This window comes from Eggerthella guodeyinii (assembly GCF_009834925.2).
Taxonomy (GTDB): Bacteria; Actinomycetota; Coriobacteriia; order Coriobacteriales; family Eggerthellaceae; genus Eggerthella; species Eggerthella guodeyinii.
On sequence record NZ_CP063310.1, the window covers coordinates 2329444 to 2347511 of the forward strand.

14 protein-coding genes are annotated in these 18068 nt (G+C 68.6%); 4 read left to right on the forward strand and 10 right to left on the reverse strand.

Going from position 1 to position 18068, the window contains the following annotated elements:
- Window positions 1-24 precede the first annotated feature (24 nt).
- A complete protein-coding gene (yfcE, locus tag GS424_RS09820; RefSeq protein ID WP_160942373.1) occupies window positions 25-558 on the forward strand; it encodes a phosphodiesterase in 534 nt (177 codons plus the stop codon).
- On the opposite strand, the gene cydC is transcribed toward yfcE, so the two are convergent.
- From cydC to GS424_RS09835, 3 genes are all read right to left on the reverse strand, one after another.
- A complete protein-coding gene (cydC, locus tag GS424_RS09825; protein ID WP_160942372.1) occupies window positions 555-4034 on the reverse strand; it encodes a thiol reductant ABC exporter subunit CydC in 3480 nt (1159 codons plus the stop codon). The genes yfcE and cydC overlap by 4 nt on opposite strands.
- A 3-nt stretch (window positions 4035-4037) precedes the next feature.
- Window positions 4038-4493, reverse strand: a complete 456-nt coding sequence (locus GS424_RS09830) for a YbaN family protein (protein WP_160942371.1) — start codon at window positions 4491-4493, stop codon at window positions 4038-4040.
- A 902-nt stretch (window positions 4494-5395) separates the two neighbouring features.
- A complete protein-coding gene (locus tag GS424_RS09835; protein ID WP_154332105.1) occupies window positions 5396-6196 on the reverse strand; it encodes a type III pantothenate kinase in 801 nt (266 codons plus the stop codon).
- A 145-nt stretch (window positions 6197-6341) separates the two neighbouring features.
- Here GS424_RS09835 and GS424_RS09840 point away from each other — a divergent pair, with 145 nt between their 5' ends.
- Entirely contained in the window at window positions 6342-8069 is a 1728-nt protein-coding gene (locus GS424_RS09840) for an OPT/YSL family transporter (RefSeq protein ID WP_160942362.1), read from the forward strand.
- Window positions 8070-8140: 71 nt separating this feature from the next.
- Here the strand turns inward: GS424_RS09840 and GS424_RS09845 are convergent, their stop codons facing one another.
- Complete coding sequence (locus GS424_RS09845; RefSeq protein ID WP_160942361.1) at window positions 8141-9163, reverse strand: glycosyltransferase family 2 protein; 1023 nt, start codon at window positions 9161-9163, stop codon at window positions 8141-8143.
- A 4-nt stretch (window positions 9164-9167) separates the two neighbouring features.
- A complete protein-coding gene (gene glf, locus GS424_RS09850) occupies window positions 9168-10382 on the reverse strand; it encodes a UDP-galactopyranose mutase (protein ID WP_154332108.1) in 1215 nt (404 codons plus the stop codon).
- Between the two features lie 155 nt (window positions 10383-10537).
- Between glf and pta the strand changes: the two genes are divergently transcribed.
- On the forward strand, window positions 10538-11539 hold the full coding sequence (pta, locus tag GS424_RS09855) for a phosphate acetyltransferase (RefSeq protein WP_160942360.1): 1002 nt from the start codon (window positions 10538-10540) through the stop codon (window positions 11537-11539).
- 335 nt (window positions 11540-11874) lie between these two features.
- Here the strand turns inward: pta and GS424_RS09860 are convergent, their stop codons facing one another.
- Complete coding sequence (locus tag GS424_RS09860) at window positions 11875-13089, reverse strand: acetate/propionate family kinase (protein WP_160942359.1); 1215 nt, start codon at window positions 13087-13089, stop codon at window positions 11875-11877.
- Window positions 13090-13258: 169 nt separating this feature from the next.
- A complete protein-coding gene (locus tag GS424_RS09865) occupies window positions 13259-14851 on the reverse strand; it encodes an FAD-dependent oxidoreductase (protein ID WP_160942358.1) in 1593 nt (530 codons plus the stop codon).
- Between the two features lie 215 nt (window positions 14852-15066).
- On the opposite strand from GS424_RS09865, the gene GS424_RS09870 reads away from it, so the two are divergent.
- Window positions 15067-15945, forward strand: a complete 879-nt coding sequence (locus tag GS424_RS09870) for a LysR family transcriptional regulator (protein WP_160942357.1) — start codon at window positions 15067-15069, stop codon at window positions 15943-15945.
- Between the two features lie 97 nt (window positions 15946-16042).
- Here GS424_RS09870 and GS424_RS09875 read toward each other — a convergent pair whose 3' ends face one another.
- Genes GS424_RS09875 through xseA form a run of 3 tightly spaced genes read right to left on the reverse strand, consistent with a single transcriptional unit; the run spans window position 16043 to window position 18067 of the window.
- On the reverse strand, window positions 16043-16396 hold the full coding sequence (locus GS424_RS09875; RefSeq protein WP_160942356.1) for a histidine triad nucleotide-binding protein: 354 nt from the start codon (window positions 16394-16396) through the stop codon (window positions 16043-16045).
- Window positions 16397-16442: 46 nt separating this feature from the next.
- Window positions 16443-16700, reverse strand: coding sequence for an exodeoxyribonuclease VII small subunit (xseB, locus tag GS424_RS09880; protein WP_160942355.1), 258 nt, complete (start codon window positions 16698-16700; stop codon window positions 16443-16445).
- Window positions 16697-18067: an exodeoxyribonuclease VII large subunit gene (gene xseA, locus GS424_RS09885; protein ID WP_160942354.1), complete on the reverse strand. Its 1371-nt coding sequence runs from the start codon at window positions 18065-18067 to the stop codon at window positions 16697-16699. Before xseA ends, xseB begins: the two co-directional genes overlap by 4 nt.
- Window position 18068: the final 1 nt, after the last annotated feature.

The window sequence follows — 18068 nt, forward strand, 5'->3', positions numbered from 1 at the left end:
CACGACCGATCGAAAGGAGCGCCTGTGAAGCTGCTCATCGCATCCGACCTGCACGGCGCCGCCCCGGCCGTGCGCGCGCTCGTCGCGCGCGTCGAGGCCGAGGCGCCCGACCGCGTCGTCCTGCTGGGCGACCTCCTGTACCACGGCCCGCGCAACGACCTGCCGGAGGGCTATGCCCCGAAGGAGGTCATCGGGCTGCTCAACGGCCTGGCCGCGAGCATCGTCGCCGTGCGCGGCAACTGCGACGCCGAAGTGGACCAGATGGTGCTCGACTTCCCCTGCATGGCCGACTACGCCCTCGTCGAGGCCGACGGCCACGAGCTCTACCTCACCCACGGCCACCTCGACCTCGCGCCCCAGCTGCGCCCCGGAAGCGCCTTCCTGTCGGGCCACACCCACGTGAAGACGCTCGACGAGCGCGACGGCGTGCTGTTCGTGAACCCGGGAAGCACCTCCATCCCGAAGGACGGCAGCGCCAGCTACGCCGTGTACGAGCACGGCACGTTCACACTGAAGGACCTCGACGGGACCGTGCTGGGAGCGGCAGCGCTTCGCTAGCTCAGGCGTCCTCGGTCCACCGTGTACGTCGTGTCCGCGATCGCGGCGGTGGAGGCCCGGTGGCTCACCAGCACGATGGTCTTTCCCTCGCGGCCCTCGGCCAGCGCGCTCAGCACGGCGGCCTCGTTCAGGCTGTCGAGGTTCGAGGTGGGCTCGTCCAGCAGCACGAACGGCGCGTCGTGCAAAAACACGCGCGCGAGGCCGATGCGCTGGCGCTCGCCGCCCGACAGCGTCTCACCCAGCTCGCCCACCGGCGTGTCGAGCCCCTGGGGCAGGCGCTCCACCAGCGTGCTCAGCGCCGCCTTGCGGCACGCCTCGGCCAGCTCCTCGGGCGAGGCGTCCGGCTTCGCGATGAGGATGTTCTCGCCGATGGTGCCCGCGAACAGGTGCGTCTCCTGCGTCATGTAGCCCTCCGTGTCGCGCAGGCTGGCCGTGTTCACGCGGCGCACGTCAGTGCCCGACACCTCCACCACGCCGCGCGTGGCGTCCCAGAACCGCATGAGCAGCTTGCACAGCGTGGACTTGCCCGACCCGCTGCGCCCGGCCAGGTGCACCACGCTGCCCGGCTCGATGCGCAGGCTCACGCCGTCGAGCACGGGGCGATCGCCGTAGGAGAAGTCCACGCGGCGCACCGCGGCGCCCGAGAACGCCTCCAGGTCCACGCCGTCGTCGACCTCCTCGGTCTGCGGGCGCTCCTCGATGAGCTCAAGCACGCGCGCGCCCGAAGCCAGCGTCTGCTGCAGGGTGGAGCCCAGGTTCGCCACGGCGATCACCGGGCCGAACGACGACATGAGGGCGGCCGTCGCCACGAGCGCGGCGTCCGGCCCGATGGCGCCGGACGCGCACAGCGCTCCGGACGCCAGCACCATGGCCACGTCGAGCGCCAGCACCAACCCGTTCGTCAGCGACATCGCCAGCGCGCCGCGGCCCTTGAGGCGCTCCTCCACCCGCGCGAGCGCGCCCATGCGCTCGTCGAGCTCGCGGGAGCGGTCGGCGGCGCGGCCGAACTGCAGCGTCTCGCGCAGGCCGCGCAGGCTGTCCAGCACGAACGCGTTCATGTCGCCGATGCCCTCGCGCAGCGCGCGGCCGCCCGAGCCGCTGGCCTTCGAGGCCACGACGGGCACCACGACGCCCACGAGCACGTAGGACGCCAGCGCCAGCGCGCCCAGCACGGGCGACACCGCGGCGATGAACGCCCCCATGCCCAGCGACACCACGAGCGCGATGATCGCCGGCGACAGCGTGTGCGCGTAGAACACCTCCAGAAGCTCGATGTCGCTCGTGACGAGGGAGACGAGATCGCCCTTGTCGCGCCCCTCGAGCTTCGCGGGCGCGAGCCGGCGCAGCGCGGCGTACACGCGGTCGCGCACGAGCGCCAGCAGCTTGAAGGCCAGGTAGTGGTTGCACAGCTGCTCGCCGTAGCGCAGGGGCCCGCGCGCGACGCCGCAGACGGCCACGAGCACCACGGCCGCGCCGTAGCTCACGGCCTGCGGGAACCCGGCGAGGTCGACGAGCGCGTACGTGCCGAACACGGTGAGGAAGATGGCGGCCGCGAATCCGAGCACGCCCAGCGCGACGGCCAGCAGCATCCAGGGCAGCAGGGGGCGCACCAGCTTGACGAGCTGCAGCATGACCGACAGGTGCGACCTGCTCGCCGGCGCGGCGCCGCGCGCGGGCGCGGCTTCGGGGCGCCGGTCGGGCGCATCGTCGAAGGCGTCGGCGAGCTCGTCCTCGGGCTCGCCCATCCGGGCGGCGCTCGAGAACCGCTCGAGCGCGGCCTGCTGGTTCCACAGCCGCGCGTAGGCGCCGTCCTGCGCCAGCAGCTCGTCGTGGGGGCCCGCCTCGGCGACGCGGCCGTCCTCCAGCACGTAGATGCGGTCGGCGTCGGCCACGGCGGCCAGGCGGTGCGAGATCATGATGACGGTCTTGGTGCGCGCCAGCTCGTGGACGACCTCGATGATGGCGTGCTCGCTCTCCGCGTCGACGTTCGACGTGGCCTCGTCGAACACGTACACCGGCGTGTCGTGCAGAAGCGCGCGGGCCAGCGCGAGGCGCTGCCGTTGGCCGCCCGAGAGGTTCCCGCCCTCCTCGGCGATGGCGGCGTCGAGGCCGCCGGCCGAGCGCACGAACCCGTCCACGCGGCAGCGCGAAAGCGCGTCCCACAGCTCGTCGTCGCTCGCCTGCGGGTCGGCCAGCAGCAGGTTCGAGCGCACGGTGCCCTTGAACAGGTAGCTCGAGAACGGCACGACCGTGACGGTGCTGGCCAGCGCGGCGCGCGACGCCTGCGCGAGCGGCACGCCGCCCACCTCCACCGAGCCCGTGAACCCGGCGTTGCGCCCGGACAGGATGCCGGCCAGCGTCGACTTGCCCGAGCCGCTCTCGCCCACGATGCCCGTGAACGACCCGGCGGGCGCGTCGAAGTCCACGGCTTCCAGCACGGTGCGCTCGCCGTCATAGGAATAGCCCACGCCCCGGCACGCGAAGGACGCGCGATCGGGCTCGATGACGCGCGACCCGCGCTCGGGTTCGGGCGTGTCGAGCATGGCGAACATCTTGTCGGCCGCGGCCATGCCGTTCATGGCCGTATGGAAGAACGAGCCAAGCGTGCGCAGCGGGATGAAGAACTCGGACGCCAGGAACACGACGGCGAACGCCGCGAAGAACGGCACCTGCCCGAGCGAGAACTGCCACAGCGCCATGATGATGCCCACCGCCGCGCCGCCGTAGGCGAACACGTCCATCACCGTCACGGAGTTCAGCTGCATGCGCAGCAGGCGCATCGTGGCCTGGCGGAACGTCTCGGCATCGCGGTTCATCGCCTCGTGGCGCTCCGCGTCGGCGCGGTATATCTTGAGCGTGGTGAGGCCCTGCAGGTTCTCGAGGAACGTGGCGCCCAGGTCGGTGTAGGCGCCCCAGTACGTGCCCATCGCGCGCTTCGCGATCTTCTGCACGGCCACGATGGACGCGGGGATGAGCGGCACGCAGGCCAGAAGCGCGACGGCGGCCGGCAGGCACAGCGGCGCGAGGCAGGCGAACAGCGTGACCGGCGCCACGACCGAGTAGAACAGCTGGGGCATGTACGAGCCGAAGTAGCTCTCGAGCTGTTCGGTGCCCTCGACGCTCACCTGCACGGCCTCGCTCGTGGCCACGCGCTCGGAGTACGACGGCCCGAGGCGCACGAGCTTGTCGTACACCTGCTTGCGCACGGTGCGTTTCGCGGCGGCGGCGGCCGCCTGGCCCATGCGCTGCGCGAGCGTGAGGCACCCCACGCGCACGACGATGGCCGCCACGGCGGCCTGCACGAGGCTCGCCTGCGACGCCGCGACGTCCCCGCCCTCGATGAGCGCCTGCACGAACAGGCCGATGAGCAGCATGAGGGCGACGTTCGCCACGAGCGCGACCCACTGCAGCGCCACGCTGGCCACCACGTACTTGCGCGCCGCGGGCACCATCTCCGCCAGCCGTTTGCTGAACATGCCCTAGCCCTCCGTTCGCTCGGGAGCGCGCTCGGAAACGAGCTCGGCCGCGGTCGCGGCCCCGCGGTCGGTCTTCACCACGAAGCCGAAGTACACGATATGCGCCACCCACACGGCCGCCACGACGGCGCGCCCCACCGGCACGTTCGCCATCAGCAGAAACGAGACGCCCAGCACGAGCGTGATGGGACCCAGCAGCAACAGCTTCGCCTTCACGGTCATGGCGCGCTTCTTCGTGAAGCCCTCGAGCACGTTGCGGTACAGCTTCGTCCCGTGGAACCACGCATCGAGGCGCGCCGAGCTGCGCGCGAAGCAGAACGCCGCGCCCAGCAGAAACGGCACCGTCGGCAGGATGGGCAGCACGGCCCCCAGCGCGCCCAGCCCGAAGCACACGAAGCCCCCGACCGCCCACAGCGCGCGGAGGCCGCCGCCGGCGCGCTCGTCCTTCTTGTTCGTCATACGTGCGTCCTTCCCCGCGCCGGCGCGTGCGCCGACGATTAGTTTGCTCAATCTAACAAAATGGGAATTGTACGCGATTCAGCCGAATTTGTAAACCACGGCTAATTTTCCATCGCATCGCCACGCACCCGGCGGAAGCGCGCGGGCCCGACCCCTCGCCCGCCGCATGAGCCGGCCCGTCCTCCGCGCAGGAGGAGCCGCCCGCGCGCCCGCCGCGCAGGGGAGCCCGCCAGCCGCGTCCGCCGCCCGCCGCACCGCGCCGCCCTCCGAGCCGCGCACCACCGACCCCACCCGCCCTATCAAGATGTTTCACGTGAAACATTTGTTCTGGCCCCTCTTTGGCGCAGCCCCGCCCCCCCCCCCCCCCCGACGGGCGCGACGCCTCGCGGGCGCCCCCAGGCATCCTCCCGCCGCCGAACAGGCGAGAAACCGCCGGATTCGGGCGTCTCGGGAACGCTGTCTCGAACAGGCATGATGCGAGAAAGGGTTTCCCGGCGCGCCTGCGGCCCGACCGAAAACACCCGAATCGGGTGATTTCCTGCAGGGCAGAGCGCGAGGAGCGGATGCGGCTCGTCGGGCATTGCGCGCCAATGCGCCCCTCCCGCCGCGGATCCGTGCAGTTTTCACCGAGATGTTGCAGTTCGGCGGCGTCCAAGACGCGCTCAAGGGCGCGCGGCGCACGACGACCAGGGGAAACGTCCGCGATCGGAAAAGCAGGGGAGCCCGGAGAGCCCGCTTGCGTCACATTTCGGTAAAAACCGCACCCGACAGGCAGCCCTCGGAATCGCAACCCGCCCGATCAAGATGTTTCACGTGAAACATTTGTTCGCAACTCAAAAAGAGCGAGCACGGAAGGCGAACGGCACGCACGGCCGCGAGCGGCGTGCTCGGACGGGACGCCCTCACTTCCTGTTCAGCGCATGCAGCATGCTGAGGCCGCGGAGGGTGAGGTGCTCGTCGGTGCGGGCGATGCGCTGCGAGAGCGCGGCGATGGCGGCGGCGTCCGAGCCCGTGGCGATGACGTCCACGTCGTAGCCCAGCTCGCGCTGCACCATGTCGACGAGGCCGTCGATGAGCGCGACCTCCCCCATCACGACGCCGGCCTGCATGGCCTCGCGCGTGTTCTTGCCCACCACCGAGGCGGGGGCCTTGAGATCGACCATGGCCAGCTGCGCGGCGGCGTCGGCCAGCGCTTTCGCCGACAGCTTCACGCCGGGCGCGATGATGCCGCCCACGAACGCCCCGTCCTCGTCCACCACCTCGAAGTTCGTCGTCGTGCCGAGGTCCACCACGACGAACGGCGGCTCGTAGGCCGCGCGCGCGGCCACGAGATCGGCCACGCGGTCGGCGCCCAGCTCGCCGGGGTCGTTGTAGCGCATCCTCACGCCCGTCTTCACGCCCGGCCCCACCACGAGGGGGCGTCGGCCGCACAGCGCGCGCGTCGCCGTCACCCAGGCGTCCGTCAGGCCGGGCACCACCGAGGCGATCACCGCGTCGTCGCAGGCCGCGTCCTTGCCGTCGCGCGCCCGCATGTCGAAGAGCCCGGCCATCCGCATGCGCGCCTCGTCGGCCGTCATGCGCTCCGTCGTGGTCACCGTCCAGGTCGCGTCGAGCTCGCCGTCGACGAAGAGCCCCAGGTTCGTGTCCGAGTTCCCCACGTCCACGCACAGCACCGTGCGCGCCGCGCCCTGCCCGTTGCCCATATCCGCCTGCCTTCCCGCGTTCTCCCACAATCATGCGATTTTAGCGATGTCGCCCGTCGTTTCCGTACAGTATACTGTACCCGTCCGTTCAGTAACCCGACTTCCCGATCGAGAGGGGAAGCGGATATACGAAAAGGAGAAGAGAATGGATTCTGTCAAAGGGCAGCTGACGCTGCGCGGCATCCTCATAGGCTGCGTCGGTTGCACCATCATCACCGCGGCATCGGTGTACACGGCCCTCAAGATGGGGGCTCTTCCCTGGCCCATCGTGTTCGCGGCCATCATCTCGCTGTTCTTCCTCAAAGCGCTCGGGCATGGCAAGGCCAGCCTCAACGAGGCGAACGTCACGCACACCGTGATGAGCGCGGGCGCCATGGTGGCGGGCGGTCTGGCCTTCACCATCCCCGGCATCTGGATGCTCGGCTTCGCCGACGAGGTGGGCGTCTACGAGATGCTGCTCGTGGCGCTTTCGGGCGTCGTGCTCGGGCTCGTCTGCACCGTGCTGCTGCGCCGCCACTTCATCGAGGACGCCGAGCTGGAGTACCCCATCGGCGAAGCGGCCGCGCAGACGCTCATCGCGGGCGACAAGGGCGGCAAGACCGGCTGGAAGCTGTTCGGGTCGATGGGCATCGCCGGCATCTACACGGCGCTGCGCGACGGGCTGGGCATGATCCCCGCCATGCTGTTCGGCAACGTCGCCATCCCCGGCGTGGCGTTCGGCATCTACAACTCCCCCATGCTGCTGGCCGTGGGCTTCCTCGTGGGAACCGGCGCCGTCGTCGTGTGGTTCGCCGGCGCGCTCATCGGCAACTTCGGCATCATCGTGGGCGGCTCGGCCGCCGGGCTCTGGGACGTGGCAAGCGGCCAGGGCATCGTGTCGAGCCTCGGCATGGGCGTCATGATGGGCGCGGGCCTCGGCGTCATCTTCAAGAACATCCTGCCCAAGGCCTTCCGCATGCTCAAGGACACGCGCGGCGCGGTGACGCTCGGCGCCGCCGCAGCCGACGCCGACGGAGCCGCGCCCGCCGCCCCCGAGGGCAAGGGCGCCAAGCGCGCCCGCTTGCGCCTGTCCGCCGGCATCGTCGCGTTCGCCGTGGCGGCCGTGGCGCTCGTCATCTGCTTCGGGCTGCAGCTGGGCCCCGTGCCCGCCCTCATCGTGGTGGCGCTCGCCTGGGTGGCCACGGCCATGAGCGCGCAGAGCGTCGGCCAGACGGGCGTCGACCCCATGGAGATCTTCGGCCTCATCGTGCTGCTGGCCGTGGCCGCCGTGTCCAACGTGCCGCAGGTGCAGCTGTTCTTCGTCGCGGGCATCGTGGCCGTGGCGTGCGGCTTGGCCGGCGACGTGATGAACGACTTCCACGCCGGCCACGTGCTGGGCACCTCGCCGAAAGCCCAGTGGATCGGCCAGGCCATCGGCGCCGTCATCGGCGCGGTGGTGGCCGTGGCCGTCATGGCGGTGCTCGTGAGCGCCTACGGCCCCGAGTCGTTCGGCCCCACCGCCTCGTTCGTGTCGGCGCAGGCGTCCGTCGTGGCCACGATGGTGGCCGGCATCCCGTCCGTCCCGGCGTTCGCGCTGGGGCTGGCGGTCGGCTTCGGCCTCTACCTGCTGAACTTCCCCACCATGATGCTGGGCCTGGGCATCTACCTGCCCTTCTACATGTCGTTCACCGCGTTTCTCGGCGCGATGGCGAAGGTGGCGTACGACTTCGTATGCAAGCGGCGCCGCGCGAAGCTCGCGCCCGAAGAGGCCGCCGAAAAGGAGAGGGCGCAGGGCGAGACGGGTCTCGTCGTGTCGTCCGGCCTGCTGGGCGGCGAGTCCATCGTCGGCGTCCTCGTGGCCCTCGCCGCCGTGGCGACGGGGCTGGGGGCGTAGGCGCTCCGCGGCGCCCGCGTCGGAAGAAGGCCGAACCGAGAAGCGCCGCCGGGTTCCCGGCGGCGCTTCCGTTAGTTGAACTTGAAGATCTTCTGGGCTACGCGGTAGCCGGTGATGCCGATGCGGCGGCCGAACGACGTGGGCAGGTTCGTGCCCATGTTGAGCGTGCTGCGACGGATGGGGCGGTAGGCGTCGGGGTTGTGCTCCTTGAGGTACGCCCAGATGGCCTCGCGCTTGTCCTCGGCCTCGTCGGAATCGATCATGCGCAGGAAGATGGAGCAGATGCACATCATCATGGACAGGTAGTTCTCCATGTAGCGCTCGAGGCGCCGCTCGGGCACGTCGTCGGGCAGCTTCACCGCGTCGATCATCTGGCGCGTCACGCGCAGCTGCTGGTCGATGCGGCCCATCATCACGCTCTCGTTCACGCTCTGGTCCTCGCGGCCGATGAAGTAGCGGTACATGTCCACGTCGCGGTAGTAGATGGTCTTCACGTGCGGCAGGGGCACGTACACGAAGATGTTGTCCACGTAGAAGCAGTGCTCCGGCAGCTCGAGGCCCATGTCGCGCAGCAGCTCGGTGCGGTAGATCACCGAGTGCATGAGCAGGTACTGGCTCTGCCCGAAGTGCCCCACGTCGGCCCAGCCGAATTCGCGGCCCTCGGGGAACACGTTGCGGTAGTGCATGACCGTGCGCGCGCCCTCGTGCACCTTCTCGTACACGTAGTTGCCGATGACGAGATCGGTGGGGTTCGGCAGCTCGGCCTGGCGGCGCAGGTACGCCATGATCTCGGACATGGCGTGCTCGTCGAGCCAGTCGTCGGAGTCGACCACCTTGAAGTAGCGCCCCGTCGCATGGCTCAGGCCCGTGTTCACCGCCGAGCCGTGGCCGCCGTTCTCCTTGTGGATGGCGCGGATGAGGTCGGGGTGGCGCTCCTGCCAGGCGTCGGCCTTGGCGGCCGTGTCGTCCTTCGTGGAGCCGTCGTCGACGATGATGATCTCGATGTCGTCCCCGCACTTCAGGATGGACTCGATGCAGGCGTCCATGTAGGCGGCCGAGTTGTAGCACGGCACGGCGAAAGAGATGGTCTTCATGGCGCTACCCCACCAACTCGTCGGCGAGGGCCAGCGCGCGGCCGATGATGACGTCCATGTTGTAGTAGCGGTACTCGGCCAGGCGCCCCAGCGGGTGGAAGTTGTCAAGCGACGTGGTGAGCGCGCGGTAGCGCTCGTAGTGCGCGGCGTTCTCGTCGTTGATGATGGCGTAGTACGGGATCTGCTTCTTCGGATCGTCGTAGGAGTGGCTGTACTCCTTCATGATGGTGGTCTTGTCGCTCACCTGGCCCGTGAGGTACTTGAACTCGGTGATGCGCGTGTAGTCCTCGGTCACCGTGAAGTTCACCGTGCCGCAGGGCAGCACGTGCTCGGCGTCGTGCGTCTCGTACACGAAGTCGAGGCTGCGGTACGGCAGGCGGCCGAAGCGCGACAGGAACAGCTCGTCGAGCGGGCCCGTGTAGATGATCGGCCCCTCGAACGGCGCGTCCTTGATGAGGATCGCGGACAGCGGGGCGTTCTCCTCGCCGCTCTCGAACTCGAGCTCGAACACGTTCTCGGCCTCGGTGTCCAGGCACACCATGATGTTCTCGTGGTCGAGCATGCGCTCGAACAGCGGCGTGTAGCCGTGCAGCGGCATGCCCTGGAAGGCGTCCTGGAAGTAGCGGTTGTCGCGCGACAGGAACACGGGCACGCGCGCCGTCACCGACGGGTCCACCTCCTCGGGCGTGAGGCCCCACTGCTTCTGCGTGTAGTAGAGGAAGACGTTCTTGTAGATGAAGTCCGCCACCTCGGTGAGGTCGGGGTCGTCCTGGCTCCGCAGCTCGGTGATGGTCACCTTGCGCTCGTCGCCGAACGTGGCGATGAGCTTCTCGATGAGCTCGGCGGCGCGCTCTTCGCCGAACGCGATCTCCATGGAGTTCTTGTTGAACGGCACCGGCATGTACGTGCCGTACCAGTCGGCCAGCACCTCGTGCTGGTAGTCGCGCCACTCGGTGAAGCGGCGCACGTAGTTGAAGGCGCGCTCGTCGTTCGTGTGGAAGATGTGCGGCCCGTAGCGGTGCACGAGGATGCCCGCCTCGTCGGCCTCGTCGTACATGTTTCCGCCGATGTGGGGCTTCTTCTCGACGACGAGCACGCGCTTGCCGCCGCGCTCGGCCAGCTCGCGCGCCATCACGCTGCCGGCGAACCCGCTGCCCACCACCACGGCGTCGAAATCGCCTCGATCAATGTCGCGAAAATCGCAGAACCGCACACCCATGGGTAACCTTCCTTTGCATTAAGAGAATCACGAGGCCTTTCCGGCCCGAAATATGCGCGTTTGCACTGAGGACGTATTATAGCCCGGTTTTTCCAACGCGGCGGGTAGTATCATAGTTACATCGGAAAACGGACAATACCGGAAAGGGATCGCCTATGAGTTCATTCCTGGAAACGATGCTCGCCCGCGCCAAAGCGGATCGACAGACGATCGTGCTGCCCGAAGGCGACGACGAACGCACGCTGGCGGCGGCCGAGCGCATCCTGGCCGACGACGTCGCGGACCTCGTCATCCTGGGCGACGCCGACGCCATCGCGGCCAGCCCCTACGCGCTCGAGGGCGCGCGCATCGTCGACCCGCGCACGTCGGAGCTGCGCGCCGGGTTCGCCGACGCCCTCTACGAGCTGCGCAAGGCCAAGGGAATGACGCCCGAGCAGGCGACGGCCCTCATGGACGACGTGCTGTACTTCGGCGTGATGATGGTGAAGACCGGCGGCGCCGACGGCATGGTGGCCGGCGCGTGCCACGCCACCGGCGACGTGCTGCGCCCCTGCCTGCAGATCCTCAAGACGGCCCCCGGCGTGAAGCTGGTCAGCTCGTTCTTCGTCATGGTGGTGCCCGACTGCGACCTGGGCGAGCAGGGAACGTTCCTGTTCTCGGACTGCGGCCTGGAAGTGCAGCCCGACGCCGAGAAGCTCGCGCACATCGCCGTGAACTCGGCGAAGTCGTGGAAGACCCTCATCGGCACCGAGCCCGCCGTGGCGCTGCTGTCGCACTCGTCCTACGGCTCGGCCAAGAACGACGACTCGGCCAAGGTGGTGGAGGCCACGGCCATCGCGAAGGAGCTGGCGCCCGAGCTCGCGCTCGACGGCGAGCTGCAGCTCGACGCGGCCATCGTGGGCTCCGTCGGCGCCTCGAAGGCCCCCGACTCCCCCGTGGCCGGACGCGCCAACGTGCTGATCTTCCCCGACCTCGACGCCGGCAACATCGGCTACAAGCTGGTGCAGCGCCTGGCGAAGGCCGAGGCGTACGGCCCGATCACCCAGGGCATCGCCGCCCCGGTGAACGACCTGTCCCGCGGCTGCACCGCCGACGACATCGTCGGCGTCATCGCCATCACCTGCGTGCAAGCGCAGGCGAAGAAGATGGAGGGGTAGGGGCAGTCCGCCTCCTGCGCCTGGCGGCGCGGGAGGTCCTCTTTTTACGCTTGACGGCATGGGAGGGATGGCTTCTCTTTTTGCGCCTGACGGCGCGGGAGGGATAGCTCCTCTTTTTGCGTCTGACGGCACGCTTGGGATACGGTGACCGTGCGCCAGGCGCAACCGGGAAGACCTCCTGGTTGCGCCTGGCGCTTTTCGAGGAGCTCCCGGAGCCGCTCCCAGGCGCACGGGAGGAGGGAGCACCAAGAGCCGTTCCCAGGCGCACGGGGGGGGGGGCAGGGAGAACCCCCACAAAAAAAGCCCCCGCATGTGCGGGGGCTTCGTTCTCTTCCTTACACCAGCGGGACGTCCACTTTCTCGTGGAGGATCTCGTAGGTGTCGCGGGCGATCATGTACTCCTCGTTCGTGGGGATGATGATGATCTTGACCGGCGAGCTCTCGGTGGAGATCTCGCGCTCGAAGCCGCGTTGGCGGTTCTTCTCCTCGTCGAGGATCATGCCGAGAGGCTGCAGGCCCGTGAAGATCATGCGGCGCATCTTCTCGCAGTTCTCGCCGACGCCGGCCGTGAGCACGATGGCGTCCACGCCGCCCATGACGGCCATGTACTGGCCGATGTACTTCTTCACCGAGTTCGAGTACATGTCGTAGGCCAGCATGGCGCGCTCGTGGCCCTGCTCGGACGCGTCGCGCACGCTGCGCAGGTCGTTCGAGATGCCCGAGATGCCCAGCAGGCCCGACTTCTTGTTCATGAGGTCGTTCATCTCACCGGACGTCAGGCCCTCGTGGTCCATGACGAACGGCACGATGGCCGGGTCGATGGCGCCGCAGCGCGTGCCCATCATGAGGCCGTCGAGCGGCGTGAGGCCCATGGACGTGTCCACCGCCACGCCGTGGTCGATGGCCGACATCGAGCAGCCGTTGCCGAGGTGGCACGTGATGAGCTTGAGGTCCTCGAGCGGCTCGTCGAGCACGACGGCGGCGCGCTCGGAGATGTAGCGGTGCGACGTGCCGTGCGCGCCGTACTTGCGGATGGCGTACTTCTCGTACAGCTCGTAGGGCAGCGGATACATGTAGGCCTTCGGGGGCAGCGTCTGGAAGAACGACGTGTCGAACACGGCCACCATGGGCGTGTCGGGCATGTGCTTGAGGCACGCGTTGATGCCCATGAGCGCCGCCTTGTTGTGCAGGGGCGCCAGCTCCGCCAGCTCGTCGATCTTCTCGATGACGTCCGCGTCGATGAGCACCGAGCGGTCGAAGTACTTGCCGCCCTGCACGATGCGGTGACCCACCGCGTCGATCTCGTCGAGCGAGTCGATGGCCTTCGTCGGGCCCCCGGTGAGCGAGGCCAGCACGAGCGCCATGGCGTCGTCATGGTCGGCCATCTTGGCGTCGATGACCTCCTCGTTCTTGTCGAGGCCGTGCTTGTGGAACGCTTCGGCCGAGCCCACGCGCTCGCAGATGCCCTTCGCGAGCAGCTCCTGCTGCTCCACGTTGACCAACTGGTACTTCAAGGAAGATGATCCCGCATTGATGACTAGTACGTTCAACGACCTGCCTCCTTCAGTATTCCTAAAACGCTTATTTTAGGCGGGTGCGAGAACCTCCGAGCGCAAACGGCCCTCAGTATCGGCCAACGGCGCGCCGCTCACCGAAAACACGGCCGAGGCCGCCCCGTCGCAACGCGACCGGACGGCCTCGGACAGCGGGTCGGCAGCCTTACTTCCCGACGTACGCGGCGGCGTTCCTCCCGCTCTGCCTTCCCATGCCGAGGGCTATGCCCTGGCACGAGCCGGGTATGTTGAGCCCGTAGGTCTCGCCCTGGAAGCCCCCGCAATCGTTTCCCGCGGCGTAGAGCCCGGGGATCACCGTGCCGTCCCCCTGGATCACCTCGGCGTTCGAATTGACGTGAATGCCGCCGAGCCACTGCAGAAGATTCGACTTGACCCGGAAGCCGTAGAACGGGCCCGTCTTGACGGGCTTCAAGAACTGCGGGTCCTTCGAGAACTGGGGATCGACCCCCTCCTCGACAGAGCCGTTGTAAGCCTCGACGGTGCTGAGGAAGGCGTCGGTCGGCACGCCCATCTTCCCCGCCAGCTCTTCGAGCGTGTCGGCTACGAAGACGTACGGGTTGTCGGAGGACAGCGCCTGCTCCATCTGGCTTTCGAGGTCGGTGAGCTTCTCTCCGGCCAACACGTAATAGCCGAAAGCGCTGACCGCGCCCTCGTTCACGTACAGGTCGTACATATCCTGGTCGAACACCGAGAAGGTTTTGAGCTGGGAGTCGATGGCGTTGAGCGGGTAGGTGTACATGCGGACCTGATCCTCGTTGAAGAAGCGCAGGCCGTTCTGGTTGACCCACAGGTTGGTCGGCTGCATCCCCGCAGCGGCTCCGATATGCGACGTTATCCCGAAAGGCTCGACCGTGACGCCGAGACCGGGGCCGCCGATGCGATAGGGCTTCCCCATTCCCGCCTCCGCCGCCATCATGATGCCGTCCCCCGTGATATTGGGCCCGCCGCACCAGTACATGTTGTCCGCGTTGCGGTTCGTGTAGGTGTTGATCAGGTCTTGGTTGTCCCCGACGCCTCCCGTTGCCAGGACGACCGCCCGGGCGTTCACGTTCAGCGTGCTTTTCCCGGCGTCCGCCTGCACGCCCACCACCTTGTCGCCCTCTTTCAAGAGATGGACCGCGCGCGCAGACTTCCGTATGGTCACCCCGAGCTCCTCGGCCTTCTTCTCGAGCGCCGCGATCGCCGTGCGCCCCCGATGCTCGAGGAACAGATGCTGGGTCCTGATCTCCACGGCGGGGCCGCCGGCGCCCAGCTCGGCGAACTCGACCCCCTGGTCCATCAGCCAACGCACGTCTTCGGGGGAATTGCCCGCAACCACGTTCCAAAGCGTGGAGTCCACGACGTAGCGCTGGAACGAGAACTCGGCCTGCAGCATCTTGCTCGCATCTGCGGGGATGCCCAGCTCCTCCTGCAGCGGGGAGCCGATGGCGAACAGCCCCTCCGCGAAGCTGGTGCCTCCCCCGAGCCCGGGATTCTTCTCCAGCATGATGACGGACGCCCCCTGCTCGGTGGCGGTGAGCGCGGCGGAGAAGCCGGCCATCCCGGTGCCGACGACCACGATGTCGGCCTCCATCGTCTCGTCGGCGGTTTCGACGAACTCCGGAAGGCCCCACTCGGGCCTGGTGGCGCCGCCCGCGCCTTCCTCGGGCGCCGACGGGCTCGGGTCGGCGGCCTGCGCCCCCGACTCCTTCGGAGAGCACGCGGTCAATCCGGCGGCCGCAAGACCCGTTGCGAACACGGACGCGCCGGCAAGGAATCCTCGCCTCGAAACGTTCTTTTTCTTCCCATTATCGCTTGATTCGGCAGACATTTTCTCCCCTATCTCTTACTCTGGACCTAGCTCCTGCAAGCACCATCGTACCCAGGGGGCGACGCGAGAAAAAGCAGGAGTAATCTCACTTTCAGGTAAAGAGGAACTTGACGGATACCGATACGACGCCGCAAAGGAAGACCATGCTCTCGAAGAACATCGAATACTTCATGCAGGTATGCCGCTCGAAAAGCATATCGAAGGCCGCCGAAGAGCTGTACCTGTCGCGCCAGGCGCTGTCGGAAAGCGTCAAGCAGCTGGAAAGCGCGGTCGGCGCCCCGCTTTTCCTCCGGAGCAAGAGCGGCGTCGCCCTGACCGAGGCCGGCGAGATACTGCTGAGGTACGCGGAGAGCGCCACCCTCCTGTGGAACGCGGCGCTCAGCGACATCGGTGCATGCGCCGCGCCCGAGCGGATGGCCCTGGGAGTGAGCCTCATCCACACCCCCGATTCGGTGATCGCCTCGATAGCGGAGTACGAATCGGTTCATCCCGAAGCGGAGATCCGCGTGGTCAGGGACGCGGATCACGAGCGCCTGTTCGGCAGGCTGCTGAGAAGGGAGCTCGACGTGGCCGTCCTCACGGCCGCGCCGATAGTGGACGACCTCGAAAAGGTGCTCGTCGCGCCGTCCGATTTGTATTGCCTGATGGGACGGGAGAACCGGCTTGCCTCCCGGGACGCGGTGGATTTCTTCGAAGACCTCGAAGGCCAGACGATAGCATGCACGTCGGAAAGCTCGCTGAACCGGTACGCCCAGCATAGCCGGGCGGCCGGGGCGCACGTCAAACTGGTCGGGCCGCACAGCGCGGTCCTCAAGGAAACGCTGATTCGCAGCGACAGCGTGTTCATCACGCCCGGCTACTCGGCGCAGTCCATGGAGTCCGAGGCCCTCGTGGCAAAGCCGCTGGCGTCCGCGCCGTTCGACGCCGACGCCTACCTGGCCTTCCACCCCGATCAGAAGGAGCGCCTGGAGCCGTTCTTGGAGCACCTGGAAAGCGTTTTCTCCAAGCTGCGGCGATCCTGAGCGGGCGGCGGCGAGGGCGGCTGGGGCGAGCGGGCGCGCCGGCCGGCCCGTCCGCTCCGGAAACGCCCCGCGCCGCGCCGCTTCCGCAGGCCGGGCGCTATCGCGCCGAGGGGTCGCCCGAGTTCATGGGGGCGCCGCCCAGCACGTGCACGTGGATGTGGTGCACGGACTGCTGCGCGTCGTCGTTCGTGTTGACGATCACGCGGTAGCCGCTCTCGGCGACGCCCTTGATCTCGGCGACCTTCTTCACGGTGTTGAACAGGTAGCCCATCTCCTCGTCGGGGATGGCGTCGCCGATGTTGTCGTAGTGGTTCTTCGGCACGATGAGGGTGTGCACGGGCATCTGCGGGTTCACGTCCTCGAACGCGAGCACGCGGTCGTCCTCGTACACCTTCGTCGAGGGGATCTCCCCCGCCACGATCTTGCAGAACAGGCAGTCTTCCTTGCGCATATCCTTCTCCTTCTCGAAACGGCCCGGCTGCGAGCCGGGTTCCCGCCTAGGACAGGCTCGTGTCGCGTGCGCCGTCGTCGGCGTCGGCCACGAGCTCGCCCATGAGCACGTCCACCTTCTGCTGCGCCTCCACGAGGCGGCCCTGCAGCGCCGCGAGCAGGGCCACGCCGCGCTCGTAGCTCTTCAGGCTGTCCTCCAGCTCGAGCGAGTTGCTCTCCAGCACGCCGACGATGCCGTCGAGCTCGGCCATGGCTTCGCGGAACGTGAGCTCCTCGATGGGCTTGCGTTCGGGGTTCTCGGTCATGATGCATCCTCCCAGTCGATGATTTCGGTGTCCACGCGGCGCGCCTGCTCAACCCGGCAGGCCAGCACGCCGTCGGCGACGGTGACGTCCACGGCCGTGCCGGGCGGCGCGGCCTCCACGCTTTTGACCACGGCGCCGTCAGACGAGCGCGCGATGGCGTAGCCGCGCCCGAGCACGGCGAGCGGCGACAGGTCGTGCAGGCGCGCGGCCGCCAGCGCCGCCTGCTGCCCGAAGCGCGGAACGAGCGCGCCGCCGCACGAGGCGAGGCGCTCACGCTCGTGGCCGAGGCGCGTGCGGTCGCGGTCGAGGCTGGCGGGCAGCGCGCGGGCAAGGCGCTCGCGCTGGCGCTCGACGCGGGCCTCGTCGCGCGCGAGGCTGGCGGGCAGCGCGCGGAACAGACGGTCGGCCGCCAGGTCGAGCATCTGCGCCTCGGTGGCGTACAGCAGCTGCGCGTCGCAGAACAGCGGGCGCGTGGCGCAGCGGCGCACCTCGGCGGCGGCGCGGTCGAGCGCGCGCCCCGCGCTGGCGCGCAGCGACGCGCCCCGGGCCTCGAACAGGCGCTCGAGGCTCTCGCGCGCAGGGCTCACCGCCTCCGCGGCGGCCGTGGGCGTGGAGGCGCGCAGGTCGGCCACCATGTCGGCGATGGACGTGTCGGGCTCGTGCCCGATGCCGGTCACCACGGGCACGGGGCACTTCGCTATCATGCGCGCCAACCCCTCGTCGTTGAAGGGCATGAGGTCCTCGAACGACCCGCCGCCGCGCACCACGAGCACCACCTCGGCCCCGGCGCGCACGACGGCCCGCATGCCCTCCACGATGCCGGCGGGCGCGTTCGCGCCCTCCACCGCCACGCCGGCCACGAGCACGCGGGCCAGCGGGAAGCGACGGCGCAGCGTGCGCAGCACGTCGTGGACGGCCGCGCCGCGCGGCGACGTGACCAGGCCGATGAGCGCGGGGTACGCCGGCACCGGCTGCTTGCGCGAGGCGGCCATGAGGCCCTCGGCCTCGAGCTTGCGCGCGAGGTTCGCCACCTGCAGGCGCAGGTTGCCCTCGCCGGCCAGCGCCAGCGAGAACACGTCGAAGTTCATGCGGCCCTTCGGCGCGTACAGCGTGAAGCGGCCGGTCAGCTCCACGAGCTGGCCCACGGTCAGCGCCACGCCCGTCGCCTGGAACCGGTTGTTCCACATCATGCACGGAAGCGAGGCGCTCTGGTCCTTCACGGTGAAGTACACGGCCTTGTAGCCGGGCTTGTTCGACACCTCGGACACCTCGCCCACGAGGCGCACCGTCACGCCCTCGAGCGCGCCCTTCGCCAGCGCCATCGCGCCCGATACCGACAGCGCCTGGCTCTTCTCCTGCTCCTCCATG